The following is a 22987-nucleotide window of genomic DNA, read 5'->3' as shown; positions in this document are numbered from 1 at the left end:
CGGGCCGGCCCGCCCCTCGGTGTGTGGTGCCGCATCTGCGCATCGTGCGACGGTCGATGGCATGACCACTCATGACGACCAGCTCGCGACCGTTGCCGAGATCATGGAGGACACCCGCATCGCGGTGCTGACCTACGTCTCGGCCGACGGCGCCCTCGTCTCGACGCCGATGGGCACCCAGGACTTCGAGCACCCGGGCACCGTCTGGTTCCTCACCGAGCGCGACACCGACAAGGTCCGCGCGATCGAGGCCGACCCGCGGGTCAACGTCGCGTACGCCAGTGGCGACGGCTGGGTGTCGCTGACCGGCACGGCGCGGGTGAGCGAGGACCGGGAGAAGCTCAAGCAGCTCTGGGACCTGTCGGCCGGTGTCTTCATGACCGGTGGGCCGGAGGACGAGTCCAACGTCCTGCTCGAGGTGTCGGGCAGCTCCGCGGAGTACTGGGACTCCCCCGGCAAGGTCGCGTCGGTCCTCGAGCTGGCCAAGGGCCTCGTCGGTCGAGGGACGCCCGACCTCGGCGACAACGACACCGTCGCCCTCTGACGACCCGGTGCTCGTCCACGCACACGGACCGGCCGGCGCCGACGAGGCCTGGCTGCGGTTCACCACCCCGTCGACCTGGCCGGTCTGGGCGCCGCTGATCACCGCCGTCGAGGCGTCGCACGACGAGCTCGAGGTCGGCACGACGGGGCGCGTGCACGGCCCCGGACCGGTGTCGATCGACTTCGAGGTGACCGCCGTCGACGCCGTCCGACGATCGTGGTCCTGGCGGGTGCACCGTGGCCCGGCGTCGGTCGAGATGTCGCACCACGTGCTTCCCGCCGCCGGGGGTGGAAGTCGTGCCCTGCTCCGCGTCCACGGTGCGTCGGCGACGCTCCTGCAGCCCTATCGCATCCCTGCAGCCGCCGCGCTCCGCGGCCTCGTCCGTGACCGCTTCGGCCTGGCTCGGGATCAGGAACCGGTCGAGACGTTCGACTTCCGCTTCGACCGGACGTATGCCCTGGCCGGTCGCCCCTTCGGCATCACGCCGCGCACGACGACCATCGAGGTGGGCCCCGAGTGGCTCTACGTCGGCTACGGCCCGTGGCGGCTCGCGACCCCGCGCAGCAACATCGCGTCGGCCGAGGCGTCCGGCGGCTTCGGGTTCGTGAAGACCGCCGGTCCCCCGCACCTGTCCCTCGCCGACCGCGGCATCTCCTTCACGACCAACGGCGAGCGGGCACTCTGCCTCACCTTCCACTCCCCCGTCCCCGCCATCGACCCGACCGGCACGATCCGGCACCCCGGCGCGACGTTGTCGGTGGCCGATCCCGCGCGTCTCGCGGAGGCGCTGGGGCTCTCGCTCCCCGCGGCCTAGAGTCCGCCCATGGGAATCGTCCACCGCGCCACGCTGTCGCCGTCGAAGCAGGAGATCGTCGAGGCCTGGCTCCAGACGCGCACGTGGCCGACGGGGAAGGTGGTCGCCGAGAAGCTGGCCGAGTACCGCTACGACGACCCCGACGGCGAGGTCGGGGTGGAGACGATCCTGTGGCGGTGCGACGACGGGGCCGTCGTGCAGACACCGCTCACCTACCGTGCGGCGCCGCTCGCCGGTGCCGAGGACCACCTGATCACCACCACCCAGCACTCGGTGCTCGGCGAGCGGTGGGTCTACGACGGCTGCGGCGACCCGGTCTGGGCGCGCACGCTCGTCACCGGCATCCTCACCGGCGCCCGTCAGTCGCAGATGTTCCTCGAGCAGGACGGCGAGCGCGTCGACATCCCGGCGCGGATGCAGGTTCGCGGCAGCGGGTCCGGCACGAGCGCTCCCCCGGTCGCGTCGATCGACGAGGTGACCGACGACGGCAACCTCACTGTCGTACGCGCCGGGGACACCGAGATCGCGCTCGCGCGTGTCCTCGGCACTCCCCTCGGCGAGGGCCCGCACCTCCTCGGCCGGGTCGGGCACCGCGGCGAGACCACGGTGCTGGCCGTGCTGCGGACCCACTGACCCGCACCCGGCCCGCCCACCGGGACGGCTCCGGGCAGGCGGGCCGGCAGGCAGCGGCTACTTCCTCCTGGACCTGCGCGCCGGCGCCTTCGCCATCTCGCCGAGCCGGTCGACCCCCGCGTCGACCACCTCGGACATGGATGCCAGGTCCCGCTGCAGGTCGCGGACACCTGCGGAGAGCGCCGTCGCCATGCCCCGGGTGACGATCGCCGACTCCTCCTCGCCGAAGCGGGGCGGCTTGGCGGGCGGGTAGGGGTGCGCCTCGCGGAGCGCGACCAGGGCACCGCCGAGAGCGATCTTCATCAGCGGCTCGGGATCGATCCAGGGCATCTCGGGCAGTCCGTCGCGGACGACCGGGTCCCACGGGTTCACCCAAGGCACCAGCTCGGCCCACACGATCTCGAGCCACGGGATGACGAAGTGCAGCGAGCGGCACACCGTCGCACGGCGCCCGAGGACGTCCCGCGCCTGCGACCCGATCTCGAAGAAGTCGCGGACGCTGACCTCCTGGATCCGGGTGTTGGGGTCGAGCAGCGTGGCCTCGACGACCCGGTCGTTCCAGACGAGGTCCCACCAGAAGCCGTCGTTCATCGCCTGGACCAGCGGCGCGGGCGAGAGCCAGACCGCGGTGTTGACGTAGTAGTGCTGGACCTTCTTCAGCACCTCCTGTCCGGCCGCGCTGGCCAGGAACCCCGTGTGCTTGCTGGGGTCCTCCCCCGGCCGGCCGAAGTCGTCGAAACCACCGCCCTCGAGGATCCCGATGAGGTTGACGTTCACGAAGTGGTGCCAGGTCGAGTCGGTCACCACCCGCCCCACGCCGGCGCGGTGTCCGTCGTACGCGCAGAGCAGGCCGAACGCGTGCGCGAAGGTGGCGAGCTTGCTGCCGGCGGTGTTGCCGGCGGGGACGCGCCCGTGGGCGATGATCCGCGGCTCCTCGCGCCCGGTGCCGTCGAGGCGGTCCGGGTACTCCGGGCTCCCGTCGCGGCAGGCGAGGGACATGTCGTCCGGGACGCGCACCTCCCCCTCGTGCGGGTGGTCGGGGAACACGTCGATCCGGCCCAGCGGGCTGCACAGGATCGGGTGCGGGTAGCGCTCCTCCCTCAGCGCGCCCCACGGCGCGTGGTAGAGGTCGAGGTCCAGGCTCTGCGGCACGTCGTCGCTCTGGTCGCTGAACTGTGTGCCGGGGTCGTGCCCGGGTGCGTTCGAGTCGTTGCGCCGAGGGCCGCTCATGCTGACTTCCCCGCTGCCGAAGTCGGCCCAGTGACGCATGTTGCGGGCCCGGTCGAGCGCCTTGCCCATGCCGGCCCCGAGGAAGGCGTGGTCGCCCGTGGCGAAGAGGCCGCGACCGCCGTTCATGTGAGCGGTCAGGTTGTCGAGCTCGGCGTCGCTCAGCCGGTCAGCCGGATAGCTGGCACTCGAGCTCCGCGTGCCGTAGGTCGGCTGCTTGTAGTCGGTCTCGACGCCGAACAACCACACCTCGTCGTACGTCGTGGGCGTGAAGTGGCTTGCGACGTCGAACCGGAAGCCCTTGATCCGCTTGGTGATCCGCGGCTCGCGGGCCAGCATCGCGCTGTCGGTCACGTCCGAGCGCAGGTGCCCGAGGGTGATGTCGAACCGTGCGTAGCGGCGACCGTCGTTGACCAGGCTCGTGACGAAGGCGGAGAGGCCGAAGTCGCCGTCACCGAAGTCGAGACCGTCGGTGACGAGGAGCACCTTGACCGTGACCGTGCTCCACCACGGCCAGTAGAGCTCTGGCCGGACGAGCGCGTCGTCGAGCCGGAACCGAGCCAGGTCGTGGAGTGTCACGATGGGTGCTGCGTCGGTGATGTCTGGCATGTGAACCTCCGAGAGTGACGGGCCCACCCGTTGGACCCACTCTTGAGGAGGTACCGGCGGAGCGACCTGATACCCCGGTCCAGTCAGGTGCGGACGACGGCCAGCCCCAGCCACCCGGCGAGCGCGTCGACCTCCGCGTCGACGCGCTCGCGGCGCGCTGCCGACCAGTCGCCGTCCTCGTGGATCGCGTCGACGACGAGCACTCCACCCTCGCGGTCGGCGGTCGCGTCGACCTTCCCGACGAGCTCGTCACCGTCGAGGACGGGCATCGCCCAGTAGCCCCACTGACGCTTCGCCGCGGGCTTGTACATCTCGAGCTGGTAGTCGAACTCGAGGAGCTCCTCCATGCGCTTGCGCTCGAAGACCAGCCGGTCGAGCGGCGACAGGATCGCGGTGCGCGGCTCGAAGCCGTCGAGGTCGTCGAGCCGGTCGGGGTCGACCCGCCAGACGCCCCGCACGCCCTCGACGCGGGCGCCGAGGCCGGCCCCGCGGACGTCGTACCTCTCCTCCCAGTCCTCGAGCTGGCGGGGACGGGCGATCCCGTGCGCGCGCAGGCGCCGCCGGGCGAGCTCGTGGTGCGCCTCCTCCACGGGTACGACGGCGTCGCCGGGGTGCACGCGGGAGGCGAGGTCCCAGCGGCGCTCGCGCCCCTCGCGGCTGGCGACCGCGACCTCGCCGCGCGACTCGAGGCACTCGAGCAGCTTCATCACGTTCTTGTTGTTGGTCCACCCGGTCGAGCGCCACGGCACCTCGCAGGTGTCGGGCAGGTCGCGGGCCGCCGTCGGCCCCTCCGCACGCAGGAACGCGAGGATGTCCTGCCGGCAGCCGTCGTTGGCCGCCACCCAGTCGCGGAGGTCCTCCTGCCACTCCTTCAGCGGCGGCTCGCCCGGCCACAGCGCCATGTCGGCCGCGAAGAGCGCGATGTCCTCGCTCGGGCGCAGCATCGCCCTGAGCTCCACGACGGCCCCGTCGCCGACGAGGTCCTCGAGGTCCTCGGGCTCGTAGTGCGCCCCGAGCCGGGTCCACAGCGCCAGGTCGGCGTGCTCGGCCACGACGCGGGTCAGGTCGACCTGCAGGAAGCCGAGGTGCCGGATCGTCGCGAGCACGTCGGACGGTCGATCGGCAGTCAGCAGCTGGGCGCGTACGGCGATCCGGCGGGCGTCGCGGCGGCTCAGCTCGATCATCGGGGTCCCGGGTGCGGCCATGCCGAGATCCTAGGCACGACGGGCAGGGGTGAAAGGGCCAGCCGGCATGGCCCGAACGGGTCATTCATGCCCCAGATCGGGCAATCCCGGCGGGTTTCCGACGTGGATCGCGTCACGCGGTGCGACTCTCGACGTCTAGTCAGCATCCGCTCGCCCACCAACACGGGCGGGACATCTCGGACCAACCAGCTGCCGTGGGGGCACACCATGTGGGACACCGTCGAGACCAGCACCAACCACCTGTCGCACGACATTCCGTGCACCGGCTGCGGCCACGGCCGCCACACCTACCTGCCGTGCTCCGACACGTGCGACTGCGCCCACGGGCGCGAGCGGGTGCTCAGCGCCGTCTGACCCGGCTCCGGACCGACGTCCACACCTTGGCCGCGGCGCTCTCGTGCTCCGGTGGCCTGCCCTGCTCGTCGAGCTCGTAGGCAGCGACCTTGGCCAGGAGCGGACGCTCGTGGCGGGCGTCGACCACCTCACCGGTCACCCACCACATGCGCAGGCTCGGACCGGTGACACGGACGAACGCGAGGTTGTTGTCGAACCACGGCCCCTGGGCGTAGCGCCAGTGCAGCGGTGAGTCCGGGACCCGCGTCGACCACGACGCCACCCGCCCCAGGGGGCCGGCCACGCCGTAGGACAGGACCGCCGTCGCGAACCGCATGTTGCGCGAGAGCGGGTTGCGGATGGGTGAGCAGACCGCCTGGAGCACCGTCGAGGTGAGCGCGCGTCCGCTCCGGCGGGAGCTGCGCGCCGGTCGTGCCTCGCTGACATAGCTGTGGTGCACGTCGCCGGAGAGGAAGGTCACCGTCGACGGCGCGCGGCCGCGCTCCCCCGCCGCGACCTCCATCGCCTGGCGGGCGACCTGCTGGAAGCTGTTCTGGAAGGCGCCCCAGTGCTCGAGGTCGACGGCCTTGCGCATCTTCTCGCCGAACCGGGCGCCGTGCTCGCCCCACGCTCCGTCGGTCAGCGCCTCGCTGAAGGCCTCGAGGTGGTGCAGCCCGCGCGCGAGGAGGAACGGCACCGAGGTGCCGACGAGCAGGTGGTCGACGTCGCCGCGCAGCTGCGAGTCGAGCCAGGCGGCCTCGTCGGGATCCAGCATGGCCCGGTGCTCTGGATCGAGCTCTCGCGCCGCCCGCGAGTCGACCACGACGAGACGGGCCTGGGTGTCGAAGTCGCGGGTGTAGCTCCACCGGTAGGTCTCCGGGTGCTGGTCGACCCGCTCGGCGAAGGCGTCGAGGGCCGTGCCGAGGTCCAGCTCGTCGTCGCCCTCGTGCGCCAGCACGGCGGCGTACAGCTCGTCCGTGCGGCGCTCCTCGGGCGAGAGGTTGCCGAGGTGCTGGTGGACCCAGTACGACGCCAGGCCGGCGACGATCCGGCCGTGCCACCACGACGTGGCCTCCATCTCGCGGCGCCAGACCAGCGAGGTGTTCCAGTCGTCGCGGATGTCGTGGTCGTCGAAGATCATCGCGCTCGGCACGGTGGACAGGAGCCACCGGTTGGCCGGGTCGGACCACGCCAGCGAGTAGAGGTGGGCGTACTCCTGGTAGTCCTTCAGCTCCGTCCAGGGGGCCTGGTCGATGTCGCGCCGGGACTCGATGAAGGCCCGCATCTCGTCGGTGGTCTCGTCGGCGTAGACCTGGTCGCCGAGGAAGAGCAGCAGGTCCGGCAGCCGGTCGGGGGCGAGGTCGGGATCGTCGGCGTCCGCCGGCGGCACCTGGTCGCCGACCCGCAGGGCCCAGGCCCTCAGGGCGTCGACGCCGTGGGCGTCGTTGCCCTTCGCGTCGTGCGAGACCGAGGTGCGGCACGACCCGAACGCCATGCTCAGCGGGCGACCGGGCTCGAGCGTCGCGATGACCGGGGCCGGGAACGGCGAACCGGGCTCGGGCCACACCTGCGACCCGTCGACCTCGACGGCGTAGGGCTCGGTCGTGCCCGGCGCGAGGCCGTCCAGCTCGACGAGGGCGTAGTGGTGCCCGTGCACCCCGAAGGTCCGCGCGCTCGCGGTGCTCGACCCGCGCGTCACGGTCACCGTGCCGGGGTGGCGCGTCTCGACCCAGATCGCGGCGGTCGTCTCGTCGACGTACCTCAGGAGCGGGCCGAGGACGAGCGGACCGTCGGGCAGGTTCGCCTCGCTCACGGCTGGAGGAGGACCTTGATCGCGCGGCGCTCGTCCATGGCGCGGTAGCCCTCGGGCGACTCGGCCATGGGCAGCGTCAGGTCGAAGACCTTGCCCGGGTCGATGGTGCCCGACAGCACGCGGTCGAGCAGGTCGGGCAGGTACTTCCGCACGGGGGCCATGCCGCCGGCGAGCCCGACGTTGTGCGAGAACATCCGGCGCACCGGCAGCTCCACGCCGTGGGGCACGCCGACGAAGCCGACGGTGCTGCCGGGCCGCGCGACGGCGAAGGCCGTCTTCATCGACGCGTCGGTCCCGACGCACTCGAGCACCGCGTCGGCGCCGACCCCGCCGGTCATCTCGGCGATGAGGGCCTCGCCCTCCTCGCCGCGCTCGGCGACGACGTCGGTGGCCCCGAAGGCGCGGGCGATCTCCTGGCGGGGCTCGTGGCGCGACATGGCGATGACCCGCTCGGCGCCCATCTGCGCCGCGGCGAGGACGCCGCTGAGGCCGACGGCGCCGTCGCCGACGACGACGGCCGTGCTGCCGGGCCTCACGCCGGCCGCGACCGCGGCGTGCCAACCCGTGGCCATCACGTCGGTGAGCGCGAGCAGGGAGGGGATCATGCCCGCGTCAGGCATCCCGTCGGTGGCGACGAGGCTGCCGTCGGCCTGCGTCACCCGGGCGTACTCCCCCTGGCCGCTCTGGGTGATGCCGACGTTGACGCACGCCGACTGCATGCCGGCGCGGCAGTGGGCGCAGGTGTTGTCGCAGTGGCAGAACGGCACGATGACGAAGTCGCCGACCCTGGTCGTGGAGACCTCGGAGCCGACCTCCTCCACGATGCCGACGCACTCGTGCCCGATCGTGCTGCCGGCCTTGACGGGGTTCTCGCCGCGGTAGGGCCACAGGTCGGAGCCGCAGATGCAGCCCGCGACGACCTTCACGATCGCGTCGGTCGGGGCCTTGATCACCGGGTCCGGGACCTCCTCGAAGCGGATGTCACCGGGGGCGTGGATGGTGGTTGCGCGCATGACGGCGATCCTGCCACGCGCACCCGACAACCTTTTCGCCCGCAGGGACGTCTCTCGCAGCAGGCACCATCACCCGGGGGGAACTCACCGCATGCCACGTCGTCCACGACCAGTCATCGCACTCGCAGTCGCAGCCGTCGCCGCGGTCGCTCCGTGCCTGGCGGCGCCGCCTGGCCACGCCGCTGCGCCCTCCACCTGCCTCGGCAAGGCAGTCACCATCGTCGCGACCTCGACCGTGACCGAGGGCACCGAGGGCGACGACGTCGTGGCCGTGGAGCCGGGCGCCTGGACCCGCTTCGACGCCAAGGGTGGCGACGACACCATCTGCATCGACGTCCCGGCCTCGATCGTCACCGACCACCACGGCGGTCGCGACATGATCGCGAGCCTCGATGCCGGCGCCGGGGACGACATCGTCGCCAACCTCATGTCCGCCGGGACGTCCGGGGTCATCACGACCGTCGTGCTCGGCCTGGGCAACGACACCTTCACCGGCGCCGACGTCGGCGAGAGCGTCTCGACCGAGCGGGTGGCCGGAGGCTCGGTGACCCCGACGACGGACCCGCAGCTGCTGGGTGAGCAGCGCGACGTCGTCACCGGCGCCGCCACCGTGTTCAGCTCGGCCCCGGTCGACGGGCCGAGCCACGACCGCATCACCTTCGGCAGCGGCGATGCCCGCGCGGTGATCGACGGCGTGATGGCGCCCGACGGCCTCCTGGACGTCTCGGCCGCGAGCACCGCCGGCCTCGAGCTCCCCCTGCCCGACCGCAGCCGCCCCGTCGCCTACGGCGGGGTGCTGGTCGACAACCAGGCGCGGCAGGTCGTGGCCGGAGACCCGACGCTGCGCTGGGTCGGGGATTTCCAGACCATCGAGATCGGCTCCCCGACACGCGTCCTGGGTGCGCCCGTGTCGTTCCTCGGCACCGACATCGACGAGACGGTGACCTTCCGCGACGCCCAGGCTGGCGACGTGGTGCTCGGCGGGGGCGACGACTCGCTGACCGTCCAGGGACTCAACCTGGCCACGCTGCCGCAGTCGGCGCACGGGGGTGGCGGCCGCAACACGGCGTACTTCGAGGTGCCGTGCCGCCAGAGCCTGGTCGTCCGTCTCGACAACGAGGCCTCCTGTGACGGCAGGTCCGGCGACTTCACCGGCTTCCACACCGTGGCCGCGGGCACCACGGGCGTGGCCGCCCCCGCCGTCCGGCTCGTGGGGACCTCCCGCCGTGACGAGCTGCGGGCCTTCGGCAGTCGCGCCGCGGTCGACGGTGGACGGGGCGCCGACGTGATCGACGCGATCGCGCCGGTCGTCCGCGTGCGCGCCGGAGACGGTGCGGACCGCGTCTTCGCCGCGGGCCTCGACGTCGTGGCGCGTGGCCAGGCCGGACCCGACCGCATCGAGGTCGTCGGCGGCGAAGGGCGCTTCGAGAGCGGCGTGAAGCACCGCCGCCGCGTGGCGCTGGGCGGACCGGGTGCGGACAAGCTCGTCGGAGCCGACGACGCCCGCGCCGACCGCCTCGTCGGCGGGAAGGGCCGGGACAGGGCGGACGGGGGCAAGGGGCGTCGCGATTACTGCTCAGCGGAGGTCACCCGCCGCTGCGAGCGCCCCTGAGGTCACCCCGGACAGCGCCCTCGCCGCGGCTGACATGCCCGTGTCGGCCGCGGCTGGCTTTATCTCATATCTGAGATACCGTGGTCGGCATGGCTGACTACAAGGGCCGCATCGGCAACCTCATCCGCGACGCGCGCAAGCACCGCGGGCTCACCCAGCACCAGCTCGCCGAGCTCCTCGGCACGAGCCAGAGTGCGATCAACCGGATCGAGAAGGGCCACCAGAACCTGTCGCTCGAGATGCTGGCGCGCATCGGCGCCGCCCTCGACTCCGAGATCGTCGCCCTCGGCGCCGGCCCGACGCACCTGCGCGTCGACGGCCCCACCACGCTCTCCGGCTCCATCGACGTCAAGACCTCCAAGAACGCCGGTGTCGCGCTGCTGTGCGCGTCGCTGCTCAACAAGGGCCGTACGACGCTGCGCAAGGTCGCGCGCATCGAGGAGGTCAACCGCCTGCTCGAGGTGCTCAACTCCCTCGGCGTGGCCACCCGCTGGGTCGGCGACGAGAACGACCTCGAGATCATCCCGCCGGCCGAGCTCAACCTGGCCGCGATCGACGAGGGTGCTGCCCGCCGCACCCGCTCGGTGATCATGTTCCTCGGCCCGCTGCTGCACCGCGTCGAGGAGTTCGAGCTCCCCTACGCCGGTGGCTGCAACCTCGGCGAGCGCACGGTGGAGCCGCACATGTCGGCACTCCGCCCCTTCGGCCTCGACGTCAAGGCGACCGACGGCGCCTACCACGCGCGCGTCAACCGGGCGATCGAGCCGGAGCGCCCGATCGTGCTCACCGAGCGTGGCGACTCGGTCACCGAGAACGCGCTCATGGCGGCCGCCCTGCACCCCGGGACGACCGTCATCCGCAACGCCTCGTCCAACTACATGGTCCAGGACCTCTGCTTCTTCCTCCAGAAGCTGGGCGTGGACATCGAGGGCATCGGGACGACCACCCTCCGCATCACCGGCAAGTCCTCGATCGACGTTGACGTCGACTACGCGCCGTCGGAGGACCCGATCGAGGCGATGTCGCTGCTCGCCGCCGCGATCGTGACCAAGTCGTCGATCACCATCCGCCGCGCCCCGATCGAGTTCCTCGAGCTCGAGCTCGCGATCCTCGAGGAGATGGGCTTCCGCTACGACCGCTCGGAGGAGTACGCCGCCCGCAACGGCGAGACCCGCCTGGTCGACATCACCACGCACCCCTCCGAGCTCCGGGCGCCGCTCGACAAGATCCACCCGATGCCGTTCCCCGGCCTCAACATCGACAACCTGCCCTTCTTCGCGGTGATCGCGGCCGTGGCCGAGGGCCAGACCCTGCTCCACGACTGGGTCTACGAGAACCGCGCGATCTACTTCACCGAGCTCAACAAGCTCGGCGCGCAGGTCAAGCTCCTCGACCCGCACCGCGTGCTCGTCGAGGGACCGACACACTTCTCCGGTGCGGAGATCGTGTGCCCGCCCGCCCTGCGCCCGGCGGTCGTGCTGCTCATCGCGATGCTCGCCTCGAAGGGCCGCAGCGTGCTGCGCTCGACCTACGTCATCCACCGCGGCTACGAGGACCTCGCCGAGCGCCTCAACGAGCTCGGCGCCAACATCGAGACGTTCAGGGACATCTGATACGACGCTCGTGCTCGTCAGAGCATGTCGAGGCGCCGCCGATCAGCTGGAGCTGGCGGCGCTTCGCGTGGTCCGGGTACGCGGTCGCGTCGGAGCTCGTGTCGCGACCTCGTCAGGAGACCAGGATCTTCTCCGTCGGAGTCGTGACAGCCTCCGAGGGTCGGAGGTAGGCGCCGTGCGCGAGGGCCATGAGGGTCACCGCGACGACCGGGTCCCAGCGCTCGGCGTTGTGCGGCTCGAAGAGGAAGGTGAGCAGCAGCGCGCCGAACGCGGCGGCCATGAGCACCGTGTTGCGCGTGGTGACCACCAGGACGACGAACACGAGCAGCGCGAACGCTCCCAGCACGAGGTGAGCCACACCCTCGGGGGCCGCGAACAGCTTCTCCTCCATGCCGTCGTTGCCCGCCCATCCCGTCAGCCACCGCCCCGAGTAGGCCACGTAGTCCAGGCTCCAGGTGCCGATCCCGTGGAAGGCATCGGGGTTGAAGACGCTGAAGAACATGCGGTGGTACGGCACCCGCGTCGCGTAGCCGCTGCCGAAGAGCAGACCGATGGCAGCCACAGCAGGCAGTGCCATCGCGGTTGCCAGCTCGAGGACCTGCCGCGAGGTGGTGCCGACCCAGGACGGGCGGACGAACGCCAACAGTCCCCACGGTGCGAGTCCGAACGCGAGCACCAGCACGTACTGCGAGTGCCACACCGCGAGCACGAGGGTGCTGCCGCCCACTGCGAGGAGCCAGCGAGCACGCCGATCGGGCGGCGAGGTGTGTGCCGCCATCACCACCATCGTGACCACCACGAACAGCGCCATGCCAATCCAGTTCTCCTCAGCGCGGCTCGACAGCGTGCGCAGCACCGGCGAGGTGCCGAGATAGCCGAGGGCAACGACCGCGGCGACAAGACCACCGCCCGCCGCGCGCGCAAGCAGTACGAGTAGCGCTACGGTCACCAGCACAGCCGCGCAGATCAGGGCGTACCACGCCATGCTGGGTGTCACGGTCTCGTTGCCCTCGAAGAGGCACGCCCATCTCGTCAGGAACGCGTTGCCGAGCGGATGTGCACTGTCGCCCATGCCCTTGACGATCCATGGCTGAGAGCACACGCCAATGGTCGTGTAGCCGATGAGGGTGTCGGTGTCGAAGTCGGGCACCGCGTGGTGCCACACCAGCGACCAGTGGGACACCACCACGATCAGCGCCACCACGGCAGGTGCCGACCACGTCGTCAGCCGATGTCTCATCACACGCCCCCGTCAACCCAGCAGAACGGGACGAGAGCCTAGGGCACCGGCGTCATGGCGTCAGTCGAACAGCGTCTCGACCCAGGCCTGGGAGACCTTGGCGGGCGTGGGCGGGGCGGTCATGTCGGCGGTGATCCGCGGCATCGGGGCGGTGTGCTGGCCGGCGTTGCGGTGCCAGTCGGTCTCCGCCTCCACCAGCAGGCCGAGGTCGGCGCGGTCCAGGAACACGCCGTGGCCGTCGGGGCACCGGGCCACCGAGGCCTGGCCGAGGGTCCGCTCATCCATCTCGACTCCGCAACGCGGGCAGCTCATGCTCTCCATCCCACGACGGTAGCGCCCGGCCCCATACTTCTGCGGTGACCGCGCCGCGCCCCGTGACTCCCCCGTACCTCGACTCGCCCAAGCCCCTCGCCTTCGCCCACCGCGGCGGCGCCCACCACCCGGAGATCGAGGGCCTGGAGAACACCCTCACGGCCTTCCGGCACGCGGTGTCGCTGGGCTACACCTACCTCGAGACCGACGTCCACGTGACGCGCGACGGTGTCCTGCTCGCCTTCCACGACACCGTCCTCGACCGGGTCACCGACCGCACCGGCACCGTCGCGGAGAGCACGTACGCCGACGTGCAGGCAGCGCTGATCGGCGGGAGCGAGCCCGTGCCGACGCTCGCCGAGCTCTTCGACGCCTTCCCCGACGCCCGGTTCAACATCGACCTCAAGTCCGAGGGCGCCGTCGAGGCGCTGGCCACGTTCGTCGAGGAGCGCGAGGCGTGGGAGCGGGTGCTGGTCGGGTCGTTCTCGGGCCGCCGGATGAACGCCTTCCGCAGACGGACCGGTGGCCGCGTCGCCACGTCTGCCCACCCGCTCGAGGTGGCGGCGTACGTCCTGTCCCCCAGCGCCCGGCTCGCGCGGTTGCTGACGCGGGGCCGCCCGGTGGCGCTCCAGGTCCCGCACCGGCGGGGCCGGCTCGTGGTGGTGTCGCCCGGGCTCGTCCGACGGGCGCGCTCGGCGGGCGTCCAGGTGCACGTGTGGACAATTGACGACCCGATCGAGATGAACACCCTCCTCGACCGTGGTGTCGACGGCATCATGACGGATCGCACGGACATACTCAGGGACGTGCTCCGCGCCCGCGGACAGTGGCACGAAGGGTGACGCGCATGACGAACGTTGATGGTGGTGGGGTCAACGGAGGGGTGGCCGACCTCGAGCCGCTGGCGCTGCAGAAGGAGCAGAAGGCCTGGTACTGGTACGACTGGGCCAACAGCGCCTACGTCACCACGGTCAGCACCGTGCTCTTCGCGCCCTACATCATCGCGATCGCCAAGGAAGCCGCGGTCGACAACCGGATCTCCCTGCTCGGGCTCTCGGTCGCACCCGGGTCGCTGCCGTCGTACCTCGTGACGATCTCCACGATCATCTCCGCCATCGTCCTGCCCCTGATGGGTCCGATCGCGGACCGCACGGCCAACAAGAAGCGGCTGCTCGCGACCTTCGCGTGGCTCGGTGCGCTGTCCGGGTCGCTGATCTTCTTCGCGACCGGCAGCAACTGGCAGATCGGCGCCGTCGGATTCTTCCTCGCCAACATCCTGCTCGGCGCTTCGCTCGTGGTGAACGACTCGATCCTGCCGCTGATCTCCGACGAGGAGAACCGCGACCGGGTCTCCTCGCGCGGCTGGGCGTGGGGCTACCTCGGCGGCGGGCTGCTGCTCGCGGTCAACCTCGCGCTCGTCACCCTGCACGACACCTTCGGGCTCACCGAGGGGATGGCGGCGCGCACCAGCATGCTGTCGGCCTGCATCTGGTGGGCCGCCTTCACGCTGATCCCCTACCTCAAGCTGCGCGACCACGAGCCGGTGCTGCCGCCCGTCGAGGGCGGCAAGCAGGGCATCCTCGCCGAGAGCTTCGGCCAGCTCGGCAAGACGTTGCGCGAGCTGCCGAAGTACCCGGTCGCGCTGAACTTCCTGCTCGCCTACCTCTTCTTCAACGACGGCATCCAGACCGTCATCGCCTCCGCGTCGACGTACGGCTCCGAGGAGCTCGGCTTCGGTCAGTCGGTGCTGATCGGCACGATCCTGCTCGTCCAGTTCGTCGCGTTCGGCGGCGCACTCGTCTTCGGGAGGCTGGCGGCCCGGTTCGGCTCCAAGCACACGATCCTGGGCGGCCTCGTGGTGTGGATGGTCATCGTGACCGCAGCACTCTTCCTGCCGGAGAAGGGCCTGGTCCCGTTCCTGCTCCTCGGTGTCGCCATCGGCATCGTGCTCGGCGGCACCCAGGCGCTGGCGCGGTCGTACTTCTCGCTCCTCATCCCCCGGGGCAAGGAGGCGGAGTACTTCAGCTTCTACCACGCCATGGACCGCGGCACCTCGTGGTTCGGCACCCTCGTCTTCGGCCTCGTCTACCAGCTCACCGACTCCTACCGGCCGGCGATCTTCGCGCTCATCGCGTTCTTCGTGCTGGGCGGCGCGCTGCTCCTCCGCGTCGACACGGCCAAGGGCATCCGCGACGCCGGCAACGACGTGCCGGCCGTCATCTGACTGCACCCCCAGGGGTGAAGTTCGTCTCGCCCGAGCGTGGGCGTGTCGACCACGAATCCGCGGAATGTGGCACGCCCCGCTACCGTTGAAGGATCGACGGGGATCTACACGAAGTCGTCACGAGCGGCAATCCGGTAGGCCCCACCATCCCGAACACAACACAACGGGGTCAGCAAACCCAAACTGGAGGTGGGCACGGTGGCGGAGCGCACACTGCGTGGCGCGAGGCTCGGCGGCCAGAGCTTTGAGGACGAGCGCGGCATCGAGTTCGCGGCTCGCCAGCAGGTCGGCTACAAGTGCAAGCAGGGGCACGAGTTCGAGGTCACGATGTCGGTCGAGGCCGAGATCCCGGCCGTGTGGGAGTGCCCGCGCTGTGGCGCGGAGGCGCTGAGCACGGCGGGCATCCTCCCCGAGGAGAAGGTCGAGAAGCCGGCTCGCACGCACTGGGACATGCTCCTGGAGCGTCGCTCGGAGAAGGAGCTCGAGGACATCCTCAAGGAGCGCCTCGAGCTGCTGCGCGGCGGCGAGATCGGCCCCGCGCACCTGCACCGCGCGAACAAGAAGAAGCGCGTCAGCTAGTCACCCAGACTGCTGCGACAGACCCGGTCACTCGACCACGTCGCCCCGGACCACCGGCCCATCGCCGCCCGGTCCGGGGCGACGGTCATCTCCGGGGCCGAAGCCGGGCCCGAACGCCCCGCCCAGTCCGGGACCGAACGTCGGTGCGGCGACCAGCCGCCGCTCGACCACGGTGGTGAGCAGCCGGCGCGCCAGTGGCCGGGTGAACGGCAGGATCAGCACGATCCCGACGACGTCGAGCAGGAAGCCCGGGCTGAGCATCAGGGTGCCGCCGATGAGGATCAGCGCACCGTCGGCGATCTCGCGGGCCGGCATCCGGCCGCCCTGCAGGGCCTCCCGGAGCGCCTGCCACGCGCGGGCGCCCTCACGCTTGATCAGCCACGCCCCGAGCATGCTGTCGAGGACGAGCAGCACGATGGTCCACCAGGCACCGACGACCTGACCGACCTGCAGGATGAACCAGATCTCCGCGATCGGGACGACCACGAAGGCGAGCGCGAGGAGCGGTCGCAGCCAGGGGCGTCGGCGTCGGGGGGCCCGTGCGGGCGGGATCGTCTGGCTCACGCCGGGCGCTTCCTCCGGTGCAGCTGGGCGCGGCGCTCGGACAGGCCCCACCGGGTGATCAGCTTGAGGGACTCGCTCGCGACCTGGCCGCTCATCTTCGAGTCCCCGCGCACCCGCTCGATGAACTCGATGGGCACCTCGCGCACGCGCAGGCCGCGCGTGACGGTGCGGTAGGCGAGGTCGGTCTGGAACACGTAACCAGTAGACAGCACCGAGCCAAGGTCGATCGCCTCGAGCGTGGTCCGGCGGAAGAGCCGGAAGCCGGCCGTCGCGTCCTTGACGCGGATGCCGAGGAGCAGGCGGACGTAGAGGTTGCCGCCGCGTGAGAGCAGCAGGCGCTGGAGGGGCCAGTTGACCACCGACCCACCGGGGACGTAGCGCGACCCGATGACGAGGTCCGCGGACGCCAGCGCGTCGAGCAGGCGGACGAGCTGCTCGGGCTGGTGGGAGCCGTCGGCGTCCATCTCCCCGATCACGTCGTAGCCCTGCTCGAGCGCGACGGCGAAGCCGTTGAGGTAGGCGGCGCCCAGGCCGGCCTTCTCGGTGCGGTGCACGACGCTGATCGCCTCGTCGCCGGCCGCGAGCCGGTCGGCGATGTCACCGGTGCCGTCGGGGCTGTTGTCGTCGACGATCATGATGTCGACGCCGGGCTGGGCGGTGCGCAGCCGGCCGACGATCCACTCGATGTTCTCGGACTCGTTGTAGGTCGGGATGACCATCACGCATCGGCCGAGGCCTTCGACACTCACGGTGGGATTACCTCGCTGCGGTTGCGGTGGGGTCGGTCGACTGTCGCCGACGACGATAGGCGAAGACGGCCGCTCCCGTGCTGAGGACGAGGAAGACGAGGCTGAGCCGCGACGGCCAGAGACCGAGCCGGACCGCGGGCGTGACGGTCGTGCTGAGCCCCACCTCCTCGAGCAGCACCTGCTGGCCACGAGCCGGGACGGACGCGACCACGGACCCGTCGGGGCGCACGACCCCGGAGATGCCGTTGATCGCCGCGACGACCACCCAGCGGCCGGTCTCCTGCGCCCGGAGCCGGCTGATCTCGAACTGCTGGTCGAGCTGGGAGGTCCGGCTGAACATCGCGTTGCTCGTCTGCACCGTCACCAGCTGGCCGCCGCGGGCGACCTGGCCGCCGATGCCGTCGTCGTACGCCACGTCGAAGCAGATCGCGTCGGCGACCCGGATCCCGGCGACGTCGAGCGGCTCGAGGCTGGTGCCGCGGACCATGTCGCGGGGCACCTCGGTGAGCCGGCCGTAGGTCGACGGCATCCAGCTGACGTCGCGGAAGGGGATGTACTCCCCGTAGGGCACCGGGTGGCGCTTGGTGTAGCGGTCGCCTCCCCCGATCCCCGGCTCGTAGACGATGCCCTGGTTGAGCACCTCGGTGTCGTCGAGCGGGTTCGTGTTGGTGCCGCCGACGATGACCGGCACGTCGATGGCGTCCGCGGCCGCGACGATCCCGTCGTGCACGCCCTCGTCGAGGAACGGGTCGACCGCGGTCGAGTTCTCGGGCCACACGACGAAGTCGGGCTGCGGTGCCTCCCCCGCGTCGACCGACGCTGCCAGCTCCTCGGTCAGGCGGACGTGGTTGGCGGTCACCTCGCGGTGGACGGCCGGCACGTTGAGTCCGGTGCCCGGCACGTCGCCCTGCACGGCAGCGACGGTCGCGGTGCCGTCCGGGGTGATCGGGTACGCCGCCACGGCGGGCGCCAGCGTGACCACGGCCAGCCCGGCGACGCCCGCGACGACCCGGCGCGTGGGCCTCGGCCGCTCGAGCAGCAGCCACGCGAGCGTCGTACCGCTGAGGGCGACGAGGAGGCTGACGCCGGTCATCCCGACCCACGGGAGCGCGTCGGCCCACGGGGTGCCGGCGGTCGCGTAGGCCAGGCGGCCGAAGGGCATCCCGCTGAACGGCCACCCGCTGCGCCACGTCTCGACGCCGACCCACCACAGGGCGGTCCAGAGGGGCCACAGGCGGTGCCGCATGCTCCAGGAGAGCCCGAGGCCCAGCGGGACGAAGAAGGCCGTCTCCATGGCGCACATCGCGATCCACGCGTCGGTGCCGACCGAGCGCATCCAGACCATGACGGCGTAGATGAAGGTGAAGCCGAAGAGGAGGCTCGGGATCCAGGCGCGCCCGGGCCGCAGCCCGTGCACCGAGAGGATCAGCGCGGCGATGCCGACGGGCATGAGCACGGCCCACCCGACGGGCTCGAACGCGGCTGCCAGGACGAGGCCGCCGACCAGGGCGACGAGGCAGCGGAGCGGCACGTGCGAACGGTAGCCGACGGCATCACACGTCTCGCAGCACGCCTGCAGCGGTGCGGGAGCGACCGCGGGGCTTCGGACCAACGCACGACCGTCTGGCTGACGATCGCACGAAGTTGTCTACGGCCTCGTGGTCCCTCCCGCATCCAGCCCCCGCGGTGCGCCCCCGGCGGGGCGGCTGACGGAGGGCATCGCTGGCTTCGCGTACCCCACGTCGGACTCCCCACTGCCGATGGCGCCACCCGCGGGCTGCACAGGCGGACCACGGAACCTTCCCTCCCCGCGCCAATGGTGTCAACACGGCCCTGACCTGCGCGAACGCGCGAAACCGCAGGTCAGTGGAGTGCGTCTTCGGGCAAACTCGTTCCGTCAATTTTTGACGCGGTCGGCGTGTCGCCGCGGACACGCCGAGGGCATGTGCATCGCTCAGGCGGAGGCCGACGGGACGACGACCGTGCCGGTGGCCGTCGTGGCCACGACCGGCGGGTCGAGGACCTCGGCGGCGCCGGGCGCCTCGGCCGTCGGGGCACCCCGGCCGACCACGTGGACGGCGAAGTCCATGACCCGGCTGCGGGTGCCCTCCTTGACCAGGGTGGCGGTGATCTCGAGGACGTCGCCGGCCCGCACGGGGGCCCTGAACTGGACGTCGGAGTAGGACGCGAACAGTCCCTCGTCGCCGTCGAGCACGATGCACATCTCGGTCGCCACGTCACCGAAGAGGCCCAGGCTGTAGGCGCCGTCGACCAGGTTGCCGGCGTAGTGGGCGTGGGAGTACGGCACGTAGCGGCGGTGCGTGACGACCGTGCCGACCCTGATCGGGGTCTCGCTCATGAGGCGGTCCTGTTCGTGAGTCGGTGGACGATGAAGGAGGCGACCTCGCCCGGGGTCGTACCCCTCGTGAAGACGCGGTCGACGCCGAGCTCGTCGGCCATGGTCTCGTCGAAGCGCGGTCCGCCGACGACGAGGAGCGGGCGCGTGGCGGCCGGGTAGGCCTCGCGGAAGGCCGCGGACATCTCACGGGTGTTGAGCAGGTGCGCGTCGCGCTGGGTGACGACCTGCGAGACGAGCACGGCGTCGGCCTTCTCCTCGCGGGCGGCCTCGACGAGCTGCGGGACCGAGACCTGGGCGCCGAGGTTCACGACCTTGAGCTCGCGGTAGTACTCCAGGCCCTTCTCCCCCGCGAACCCCTTGATGTTGAGGATCGCGTCGATACCGACGGTGTGCGCGTCGGTGCCGATGCACCCGCCGACGACCACGAGGCGCCGGCGCATCGACTGCTTGATCGCCGCGTTGGCCTCCTTGGGCGTGAGCAGCGGGTAGTCGCGCTCGACGACCTCGACTGTGCTCGGGTCGACGAGGTGGTTGACCCGGCCGTAGACCACGAAGAACGTGAAGCCCTCCCCCATCGGCTTGGCGTGCACGACGAGGGCAGGGTCCATGCCCATCTTGTTGGCGAGCTGCACCGCGGCGCCCTCGGCGACCTTGGAGTGCTCGATCGGGAGGGTGAACGACAGCTGCACCATGCCGTCGCCGGTGGTGTCGCCGTAGGGGCGGATGAGGCCGGTCACTGCTGCGCTCCGTCCAGGATCTCGGTGGCGGGGTTGTAGTAGTCGGCTGCCTTGCGGGCGACGCCCTCGAGGCCCTTGCCCTTGTCAGCAGGGCGCTTCATCAAGCCGAAGGTGCCGTCGGCGATCGCCGACAGGAGCGGCGGCTGGCCGGGGACGCTCGTGTCGGCCTTGATCTGCTCGAGCAGGCCGACCGCGTCGCCGAGCACCTCACGGGCACGGGTCGCGATGAAGCCGTCGGGCGAGGGGTGGAAGTCCTCGCGGAGGTTGCCGGCGGCGTTCATGACGTAGCGGACGTTCTGGAGCGCGAGGTCGCGGTCGGAGATCCACGGCGTCACGACGGCCTCGGTCATCATCCCGACGAGGAGGATGCCCTGGCCCGTCATCGCACCGACGAGGTTGAAGAACCCGTCGAGGAGGTAGCCCTTGAAGATGTCACCCGTCATGTGGCGCGTCGGCGGCATCCACTTGAGCGGAGCGTCCGGGAAGAGCTCGCGCGCCAGCATCGCGTGGGCCAGCTCGAGCCGGAACGAGTCCGGCACGGCCGGGTCGATCTCGAAGGCGTGGCCCAGCCCGAGCTGCCAGTCCTCGAGGCCGGCCTCCTTGGCGAAGTACTCGTTGAGGAGCTGGCTGGTCGTGACGGTGTGCGCGGCCTCGATGGCGTCGGCGGTGGTGAGGTAGTTGTCCTCGCCGGTGTTGATGATGATGCCGGCGCGCGCGTGGATCTGACGGCTGAACCGCTGGTCGACGAAGGTGCGGATCGGGTTGATGTCGCGGAAGAGGATCCCGTACATCGAGTCGTTGAGCATCATGTCGAGCCGCTCGAGCCCGGCCAGCGTCGCGATCTCCGGCATGCAGAGCCCGGAGGCGTAGTTGGTGAGCCGGACGTAGCGGCCGAGCTCCTTCGACGTCTCGTCGAGGGCCGCCCGCATCAGGCGGAAGTTCTCCTGGGTGGCATAGGTGCCGGCGAAGCCCTCGCGCGTGGCGCCCTCGGGCACGAAGTCGAGCAGCGACTGCCCGGTCGAGCGGATCACGGCGATGATGTCGGCGCCCTCACGGGCCGCCGCCTGCGCCTGCGGGATGTCCTCGTGGATGTCGCCCGTGGCGACGATGAGGTAGATCCACGGCTTGCTGGGCGCGTCGCCGACCTTCGCGATCATCCGCTCGCGCGCGGTGCGCTGGCGGTCGATCTGCTTGACGCCGACGGCGACCGCCTTCCGCGCCGCGCTCGCGGCACGCGCCGCGTCGCGGCCCTCCGGGACCCGGAAGGTGACCGAGCCGGCGGCCGCCTTCTGGGCGAGCGTCAGCAGGTCGTCGCCCTCGCCCCGGCGCAGGGCGTCCCACACCGGCAGGCTCACCCCGTGCTCGAGCCCGGTGTCGGCGCGTACGGCGTCGGTGAGGCGGTTGACCCACGGTGTGCCGTCGGGGTCGGCGCCACCCAGGCCGGCGAGGCGCAGCGTGGCGCGCTCGACCGACACCGTCGTGTGCAGGGTGGCGAGGTCGACGATGGGCTTGCCGACCTGCCGGGCGAGCGTGCGCGCGCGGCGGACGTCGGCCGTGGCGATGCCGAGCTGGCTCTTTGCCTTGCCGGCGGCGGCCATCAGAGCCTCCGCTCGAACAGGGCGCGGACGCCGGGGTCGGCGCGGAGGACCTCCATGGCGTAGGCCGCGTGGCCAGGGACGTAGCCGTTGCCGACAAGCATCCGGACGTCGGCGGCGAGGCCCTCGGCGCCGAGCGCCGCGGCGCTGAAGCTGGTGGCCATCGAGAAGAAGATGACGGTGCCGCCCTCGGCCGTGGCCAGGATCGCGCCGCCCTCGCACCCGGGGACGTCGACGCACACGACGGTGATGTCGGCGGGCCCGCCGGCGGCGGTGACCGCGTCGCGCAGGGCGATCGGGTCGCGGGCGTCGGAGATGGTGACCGCGTCGGCGATGCCCGCGTCGACGAGCAGGTCGTGCTCGCCCTGGTGGGGTACGACGCCGATCGTCCGCGCCGCCCCGGCCTGTCGGGCGGCGGCCAGGCTCAGGGAGCCGGACTTGCCCGCTCCGCCGATGACCGCGACGGTCGGGGCGCTGGCGCCGTCCTGCTGGGCGCGGGCGGCGTACTCCTCGACGACGCGCGCGGTCAGCGCGGGTGCGCCGCAGACGTCCATCACGCTCAGCGAGAGGGCCGGGTCGAGGTCGTCGGGGATGACGGCGGCGATCGAGCGGCCGAAGAGGATGGCGTAGCCGTCGCAGGGGACCTGCTCGCTGCGGCCGTCCCACTGTGCGAGCCCGTCCTCGATCACGAGCGGGGTGAGGGTCAGGCTGACGAGCGTGGCGACGCGGTCGCCGACGGAGAGCCCGAGGGGCGAGTCCGGGCCGACCTCGTCGACGGTCCCGACCAGCATGCCGCCGGAGCCGGTGACGGGGTTCTGCATCTTGCCGCGGGTGGCGACGATGTCGAGGACCTCGGTGCGCACGCCTTCGCCGCTCGTCTCGCCGTACTTGGTGTGCGCGCGCTCGAGCTGGCGGAACGACGCGGCGTCGAGGTTGAGCCGCTCGACGCGGACGCGCACCTCGTCGGGCCACAGCTCCCGGCGCGTGTCGAGGCTCTGGGCCGCCTGCGGCAGGACGGCGCTGTCGTCCAGGACGCGGTGCAGGCCGGTCGGATCGCCGGTGCGGATGTCCGTCGGGCTAGTCAATTCGGGCCATCCTTCTCGTTCTGTGCTCTAGAACCGTAAATCTTGCGGCGTGGCATTGGACTCGCCGCACGTTCTCCACGTACTCTTCCAGATGTGTCGCCGCACACACAACCGGCGCGCCGCTCCG

At 71.4% G+C, this 22987-nt stretch carries 22 protein-coding genes; 9 read left to right on the top strand and 13 right to left on the bottom strand.

Annotated features, from left to right (window positions below; translation table 11 throughout):
- Positions 1-61 precede the first annotated feature (61 nt).
- The 3 genes from BLV76_RS18250 to BLV76_RS18240 are packed head-to-tail and all read left to right on the top strand — an operon-like array spanning position 62 to position 1991.
- Complete coding sequence (locus tag BLV76_RS18250) at positions 62-544, top strand: pyridoxamine 5'-phosphate oxidase family protein (protein WP_090970925.1); 483 nt, start codon at positions 62-64, stop codon at positions 542-544.
- A 7-nt stretch (positions 545-551) separates the two neighbouring features.
- On the top strand, positions 552-1358 hold the full coding sequence (locus BLV76_RS18245; protein WP_090970923.1) for an SRPBCC family protein: 807 nt from the start codon (positions 552-554) through the stop codon (positions 1356-1358).
- 9 nt (positions 1359-1367) lie between these two features.
- A complete protein-coding gene (locus tag BLV76_RS18240) occupies positions 1368-1991 on the top strand; it encodes a CG0192-related protein (RefSeq protein WP_090970921.1) in 624 nt (207 codons plus the stop codon).
- A gap of 57 nt (positions 1992-2048) precedes the next feature.
- On the opposite strand, the gene BLV76_RS18235 is transcribed toward BLV76_RS18240, so the two are convergent.
- Entirely contained in the window at positions 2049-3827 is a 1779-nt protein-coding gene (locus BLV76_RS18235; RefSeq protein ID WP_090970918.1) for a hypothetical protein, read from the bottom strand.
- An 83-nt stretch (positions 3828-3910) separates the two neighbouring features.
- Positions 3911-5032, bottom strand: a complete 1122-nt coding sequence (locus tag BLV76_RS18230; protein ID WP_245734749.1) for a DNA glycosylase AlkZ-like family protein — start codon at positions 5030-5032, stop codon at positions 3911-3913.
- Positions 5033-5239: 207 nt separating this feature from the next.
- Here BLV76_RS18230 and BLV76_RS22675 point away from each other — a divergent pair, with 207 nt between their 5' ends.
- Positions 5240-5386, top strand: coding sequence for a hypothetical protein (locus BLV76_RS22675; protein WP_175539733.1), 147 nt, complete (start codon positions 5240-5242; stop codon positions 5384-5386).
- On the opposite strand, the gene BLV76_RS18225 is transcribed toward BLV76_RS22675, so the two are convergent.
- Positions 5373-7178 carry an alkaline phosphatase D family protein gene (locus tag BLV76_RS18225; RefSeq protein WP_245734748.1) on the bottom strand — a complete coding sequence of 602 codons (1806 nt, stop codon included), beginning with the start codon at positions 7176-7178 and terminating at the stop codon, positions 5373-5375. The genes BLV76_RS22675 and BLV76_RS18225 overlap by 14 nt on opposite strands.
- Complete coding sequence (locus tag BLV76_RS18220; protein ID WP_090970916.1) at positions 7175-8191, bottom strand: zinc-dependent alcohol dehydrogenase family protein; 1017 nt, start codon at positions 8189-8191, stop codon at positions 7175-7177. Before BLV76_RS18220 ends, BLV76_RS18225 begins: the two co-directional genes overlap by 4 nt.
- Before the next feature lie 91 nt (positions 8192-8282).
- Here BLV76_RS18220 and BLV76_RS18215 point away from each other — a divergent pair, with 91 nt between their 5' ends.
- Together BLV76_RS18215 and BLV76_RS18210 are read left to right on the top strand one after the other, a co-directional pair.
- Positions 8283-9803, top strand: coding sequence for a hypothetical protein (locus BLV76_RS18215; protein WP_139306622.1), 1521 nt, complete (start codon positions 8283-8285; stop codon positions 9801-9803).
- 89 nt (positions 9804-9892) lie between these two features.
- Positions 9893-11416, top strand: a complete 1524-nt coding sequence (locus BLV76_RS18210) for a helix-turn-helix domain-containing protein (protein ID WP_090970912.1) — start codon at positions 9893-9895, stop codon at positions 11414-11416.
- Between the two features lie 112 nt (positions 11417-11528).
- Here BLV76_RS18210 and BLV76_RS18205 read toward each other — a convergent pair whose 3' ends face one another.
- Together BLV76_RS18205 and BLV76_RS18200 are read right to left on the bottom strand one after the other, a co-directional pair.
- The gene (locus BLV76_RS18205) at positions 11529-12620 is read right to left on the bottom strand and encodes a hypothetical protein (protein WP_090970908.1); all 1092 of its coding nucleotides are present in this window, start codon (positions 12618-12620) and stop codon (positions 11529-11531) included.
- A 96-nt stretch (positions 12621-12716) separates the two neighbouring features.
- On the bottom strand, positions 12717-12968 hold the full coding sequence (locus BLV76_RS18200; RefSeq protein ID WP_281246183.1) for a TFIIB-type zinc ribbon-containing protein: 252 nt from the start codon (positions 12966-12968) through the stop codon (positions 12717-12719).
- 44 nt (positions 12969-13012) lie between these two features.
- Here BLV76_RS18200 and BLV76_RS18195 point away from each other — a divergent pair, with 44 nt between their 5' ends.
- From BLV76_RS18195 to BLV76_RS18185, 3 genes are all read left to right on the top strand, one after another.
- Complete coding sequence (locus BLV76_RS18195) at positions 13013-13810, top strand: glycerophosphodiester phosphodiesterase family protein (RefSeq protein WP_245734747.1); 798 nt, start codon at positions 13013-13015, stop codon at positions 13808-13810.
- 5 nt (positions 13811-13815) lie between these two features.
- Complete coding sequence (locus BLV76_RS18190) at positions 13816-15192, top strand: MFS transporter (RefSeq protein WP_090972935.1); 1377 nt, start codon at positions 13816-13818, stop codon at positions 15190-15192.
- Between the two features lie 198 nt (positions 15193-15390).
- On the top strand, positions 15391-15771 hold the full coding sequence (locus tag BLV76_RS18185) for an RNA polymerase-binding protein RbpA (protein WP_090972933.1): 381 nt from the start codon (positions 15391-15393) through the stop codon (positions 15769-15771).
- Positions 15772-15798: 27 nt separating this feature from the next.
- On the opposite strand, the gene BLV76_RS18180 is transcribed toward BLV76_RS18185, so the two are convergent.
- The 7 genes from BLV76_RS18180 to kdd form a co-directional block, all read right to left on the bottom strand.
- The gene (locus BLV76_RS18180) at positions 15799-16335 is read right to left on the bottom strand and encodes an FxsA family protein (RefSeq protein ID WP_217630387.1); all 537 of its coding nucleotides are present in this window, start codon (positions 16333-16335) and stop codon (positions 15799-15801) included.
- Positions 16332-17084 carry a polyprenol monophosphomannose synthase gene (locus BLV76_RS18175; RefSeq protein WP_425433734.1) on the bottom strand — a complete coding sequence of 251 codons (753 nt, stop codon included), beginning with the start codon at positions 17082-17084 and terminating at the stop codon, positions 16332-16334. Before BLV76_RS18175 ends, BLV76_RS18180 begins: the two co-directional genes overlap by 4 nt.
- A gap of 7 nt (positions 17085-17091) precedes the next feature.
- Complete coding sequence (gene lnt / locus BLV76_RS18170; RefSeq protein ID WP_090970898.1) at positions 17092-18615, bottom strand: apolipoprotein N-acyltransferase; 1524 nt, start codon at positions 18613-18615, stop codon at positions 17092-17094.
- Positions 18616-19038: 423 nt separating this feature from the next.
- Positions 19039-19443: a 3-aminobutyryl-CoA ammonia lyase gene (gene kal / locus BLV76_RS18165; protein WP_090970896.1), complete on the bottom strand. Its 405-nt coding sequence runs from the start codon at positions 19441-19443 to the stop codon at positions 19039-19041.
- On the bottom strand, positions 19440-20180 hold the full coding sequence (gene kamE / locus BLV76_RS18160; protein WP_090970894.1) for a lysine 5,6-aminomutase subunit beta: 741 nt from the start codon (positions 20178-20180) through the stop codon (positions 19440-19442). The genes kal and kamE overlap by 4 nt, the downstream gene beginning before the upstream one ends.
- Positions 20177-21778 (bottom strand): lysine 5,6-aminomutase subunit alpha, encoded by a 1602-nt coding sequence (kamD, locus tag BLV76_RS18155; protein ID WP_090970892.1) that lies wholly within the window; start codon positions 21776-21778, stop codon positions 20177-20179. Before kamD ends, kamE begins: the two co-directional genes overlap by 4 nt.
- Positions 21778-22860 (bottom strand): L-erythro-3,5-diaminohexanoate dehydrogenase, encoded by a 1083-nt coding sequence (kdd, locus tag BLV76_RS18150; protein WP_245734746.1) that lies wholly within the window; start codon positions 22858-22860, stop codon positions 21778-21780. Before kdd ends, kamD begins: the two co-directional genes overlap by 1 nt.
- Positions 22861-22987 lie beyond the last annotated feature (127 nt).

This window comes from Nocardioides exalbidus (genome assembly GCF_900105585.1).
GTDB classification, from domain to species: Bacteria; Actinomycetota; Actinomycetes; order Propionibacteriales; family Nocardioidaceae; genus Nocardioides; species Nocardioides exalbidus.
This window is presented reverse-complemented; position numbering and strand designations above follow the sequence as displayed.

Coding starts and splice junctions, on each gene's coding strand:
- BLV76_RS18190 (WP_090972935.1), top strand. CDS start 13,816: ATGACGAACGTTGATGGTGGTGGGGTCAACGGAGGGGTGGCCGACCTC.
- BLV76_RS18210 (WP_090970912.1), top strand. CDS start 9,893: ATGGCTGACTACAAGGGCCGCATCGGCAACCTCATCCGCGACGCGCGC.
- BLV76_RS18215 (WP_139306622.1), top strand. CDS start 8,283: ATGCCACGTCGTCCACGACCAGTCATCGCACTCGCAGTCGCAGCCGTC.
- kamD (WP_090970892.1), bottom strand. CDS start 21,778: ATGGCCGCCGCCGGCAAGGCAAAGAGCCAGCTCGGCATCGCCACGGCC.
- BLV76_RS18240 (WP_090970921.1), top strand. CDS start 1,368: ATGGGAATCGTCCACCGCGCCACGCTGTCGCCGTCGAAGCAGGAGATC.
- BLV76_RS18235 (WP_090970918.1), bottom strand. CDS start 3,827: ATGCCAGACATCACCGACGCAGCACCCATCGTGACACTCCACGACCTG.
- kal (WP_090970896.1), bottom strand. CDS start 19,443: ATGAGCGAGACCCCGATCAGGGTCGGCACGGTCGTCACGCACCGCCGC.
- BLV76_RS22675 (WP_175539733.1), top strand. CDS start 5,240: ATGTGGGACACCGTCGAGACCAGCACCAACCACCTGTCGCACGACATT.
- BLV76_RS18250 (WP_090970925.1), top strand. CDS start 62: ATGACCACTCATGACGACCAGCTCGCGACCGTTGCCGAGATCATGGAG.
- BLV76_RS18220 (WP_090970916.1), bottom strand. CDS start 8,191: ATGCGCGCAACCACCATCCACGCCCCCGGTGACATCCGCTTCGAGGAG.
- BLV76_RS18230 (WP_245734749.1), bottom strand. CDS start 5,032: ATGGCCGCACCCGGGACCCCGATGATCGAGCTGAGCCGCCGCGACGCC.
- BLV76_RS18200 (WP_281246183.1), bottom strand. CDS start 12,968: ATGAGCTGCCCGCGTTGCGGAGTCGAGATGGATGAGCGGACCCTCGGC.